At 45.9% G+C, this 3185-nt stretch carries 5 protein-coding genes; 1 reads left to right on the forward strand and 4 read right to left on the reverse strand.

The genetic code is table 11. From position 1 onward, the window contains the following. The 4 genes from QUA16_RS36120 to QUA16_RS36135 all read right to left on the reverse strand — a co-directional run. Positions 1-596, reverse strand: a 596-nt coding sequence (locus QUA16_RS36120; RefSeq protein WP_333181778.1) for an IS110 family transposase, incomplete at its 3' end; no start/stop codon positions are given. 274 nt (positions 597-870) lie between these two features. Beyond that, entirely contained in the window at positions 871-1338 is a 468-nt protein-coding gene (locus tag QUA16_RS36125) for a hypothetical protein (RefSeq protein ID WP_333102825.1), read from the reverse strand. A gap of 2 nt (positions 1339-1340) precedes the next feature. After that, positions 1341-1586 (reverse strand): hypothetical protein, encoded by a 246-nt coding sequence (locus tag QUA16_RS36130; protein ID WP_333102826.1) that lies wholly within the window; start codon positions 1584-1586, stop codon positions 1341-1343. Beyond that, positions 1573-2268, reverse strand: coding sequence for a hypothetical protein (locus tag QUA16_RS36135; RefSeq protein WP_333102827.1), 696 nt, complete (start codon positions 2266-2268; stop codon positions 1573-1575). The genes QUA16_RS36130 and QUA16_RS36135 overlap by 14 nt, the downstream gene beginning before the upstream one ends. Positions 2269-2492: 224 nt before the next feature. Here QUA16_RS36135 and QUA16_RS36140 point away from each other — a divergent pair, with 224 nt between their 5' ends. Continuing rightward, positions 2493-2771, forward strand: a complete 279-nt coding sequence (locus QUA16_RS36140; RefSeq protein ID WP_333102828.1) for a helix-turn-helix domain-containing protein — start codon at positions 2493-2495, stop codon at positions 2769-2771. Positions 2772-3185 lie beyond the last annotated feature (414 nt).

Genomic DNA, 3185 nt, shown 5'->3' on the forward strand with positions numbered 1-3185 from the left:
TACTTAACAGAATCTCGCTGACCACACAACCACCCCCAAAGTAGCGGCACCTTTTCACCCAGTCGCACCGATCGCACCAGAGCAACTTCAGGAAATTGCCACGCTAAATCTTGGCGAGCACGATTGATAATGGGTGACTGTACACGATTGAGATGAGCAAGCCGAAGGACGAGTCGGCGAATTTCGACAATCGTTTGCGATCGCACTTGGACAAATCGCCAAGGAACTTCAAGAAAATCCCAACCGTAAATTGCCAGGGCAAGAGCGTCAGCATCGTCATCTTTATCAGGCAGTCCCAAATGGTGCTCACGAAAACTCCTCAATTCCTTGTGACCGACTAGCCGCACTTCTACACCAGCCCGCGCAAGCTGTGTTCCCCAAAGGCGAGAGTAATTTACCCCCGTCGGCTCCATCACTGCGATCGTGTTATCTGTATCCCCGCCAATCAATGCCAGCAATCCAGCAATTCCAGAAGCTGTAGCATCAAACTTATGAAAGTCAGAATCATAATAAAATTGTCGAGGTTCAGTTGGTTTCTCTAGCAAAAGGCAAGCAGAAACTGAAGCCTTGCTGATGTCAAGTCCAATAATTTGCATTCAATTTTTACAGGTGATAATTTCCAAATCCCCATAGCAAAGCTTATGAATCACCCAAAGGCCAGAAGCCTAATTCACTCTTAAAGCTATAAATTGCAGGGGAAGATTGCAATCAATCAACAAGTAACCGAGCTTATGAAAGTAGAAAAGCCATTAAAGCTTGTTTCTTCATTAAAGCCCTAAATTACAAATTGATTGATGACGGATGATTTGGACTCAATCCGCTACTCAAAACGAGTTTCGGCCGCCGAGCCACACAGCCATCATCAGGCGGTTATTCAGATGAGAAAGGAATCGCAAAATTATGCCAAGCTTCAAAGGAATTCTGGGCTTGAGTCAAAATACCACCAGAAACAGCATTATCCCAATCAAAATCACGGGGAACATCCGAAAGCTTGGGAGGCTTAACTACTAAAAACTCCCCCAACAAATCCTCCAAAAACCAATCATCCAAACACAAAATATCCCAAATCTGAGTAAGAGATTTAAACTTGCGGACACGCTGACCTAAACTAAGAAGCCAACCACCAGCAGGAGATTTACACAAATCCAAACAAGCAGCTTGAGCAAGTGCTAAAACTCTTTTAAAACTCGGACGGGCAACAGGATTAATATCTTTAGCTCTATTAATGGTTTCAGTTTGAGCGCGAATCCGATCACGCATCTGCTCATTATCCTCACGAAGCCGTGCAATCTCAGCTTGAGCAGCAACTAACTGAGATTGCAAGTCAAGTTGTTCCATAATTAAAACTCATGAGAAGAACGTTGAGAATCAAAAGGGATGGGGTCTACTTCCACCTCCTCATCATCATCCTCGTATTCGGAAAGAGTCTGCCAATTTTTAGAGTAAACAGGAAGGGAAATCCTAAGAGTAGTCATTGCAGTAATAGATAATTGGTAAAGAAGCGATCGCCCTTTATCCTTCAAAAAACGATCGCGCAAAGGAGCAAGATAGCAAGCTAGATGGAAGAGAAAATCAAAATACAGCATCACCTCCTGGAGGCGATCGCCCTGAATGACTACTGCTGACAGAAGCAATATCATCAGTTTGCTCGATCGCCTGCGGGGGAAACTTGGGAGGCTTAGGACCAGGCAACCGTACAAAAATCCCTGTATCAGGCGGTTCATACCAGTCAGAAGGACAAGGTGCCCAGTAAACCATAGAATCTAGGGAAACTTCCACAGGCTCAAGATTCTCAGCATCCCAAGCAGCCATCGCCTCAAAAAAGTCATCAAGGGAGTCAAAATCGTCAGGGTCTGGCGGTTCATCAGTGGCGACTATCTCGAAATCAAGCAAATTCAGTTGCCCGTCGGCATCAGCCTGATAATGAATTTCAGGGTGTGGAGGAAAGTAGCGAGCCAAAAATCTATCAGAAAAAGTGACACCGGGGGAAGTTTTAGCTGCTGGTGCGATCGGCTCCTGAACTAGCTCGACTTCGACACCAGGGGAAGTTTTGGTCGCTGGTGCGATCGCCTCCTGGACTGATTCAGTTTCGACAGCGGGGGAAATTTTGATCGGCGGCAGGAGCGGAAGTTCAACGCCAACAATCACATCAATCCAATTTTGGCGGCACCGTCGATCGCCCGACGGGACAACATTGAGCTCGCGGGCGATCGACTTGAGTTCGCCAAAGGTTTTTGCTTGAAGCTGTACGACAGTGTAGGTGTACATGATTTGAGGGAAAAGGCTTGAGGGTTCGAGCACAAGCCCAACGAGATTTACAGGGGTATCTGAATATAGATGAGATACTAACAGTAAGGTGTTTTCACAGAATCTTCATAACCCATATGCTCGGCTCGGTGAAGCCACCTTGTGTTGTGTCTACCTACCAGAAACAGTTTCTACTAAATTTTGCCAATTGTCAAGCAACTGTTTCTAGAAAGTTTTGCTATATTATGAAAAGAAAGCGTCAAACATCATCAGAGGACGAATCTCCACTAAAAATGCTTAGAGACCAGCTAGATCTATCTCAAGAACAGTTCGCTCGACTAATAGGGGTCTCTTCTAAATCAGTAAGTAACTGGGAAAGAGGAGTAACCCCAGCAAGCTTAGGAATTGCTCAAATCAAAGCATTAGACCGCTTGCTACGTTCAAAAGGATTATCGATTCAAGGACTGCCTGACAGTTTCGGTCCACCAAAACAATCAACAGTCTTAGAAGAAACACATAACTAAATAACCAACTCCCGCACCATCGGGACGAACATGAGAAACAAGCTACTGGATGAAACAACAGCAGCTTTTCCTTAATTAATTACTGGCGACACCTGCCAGGGGAAAAATAAAGGGGCTGTGAACGCTGAGAAAGGACTTGACACTCAGAGTCACAGGGGGAAGGTACCAGGCCCTAAGTCCAAAAAAGAACATCCATCCCATCAAAGTGGTGCGACTGGGGGCGGAGAGCATGCCCATAAACCGTAACAATGTCGGGATGCCATCACCGGCTGACAGGTGATCGGGAATGCCACTTAACTTAACACAGGCATGACGCAGACAGAGCGCTGCTGCTAACGAACGCAGAAATTCCTTAAGTTATAAGCCGGAAATCGATGGGCAACGCCAACGCCGCTTAAGGAAATCGTGACAGCC

Source organism: Microcoleus sp. S13_C3 (assembly GCF_036700905.1).
Classification (GTDB): Bacteria; Cyanobacteriota; Cyanobacteriia; order Cyanobacteriales; family Microcoleaceae; genus Microcoleus.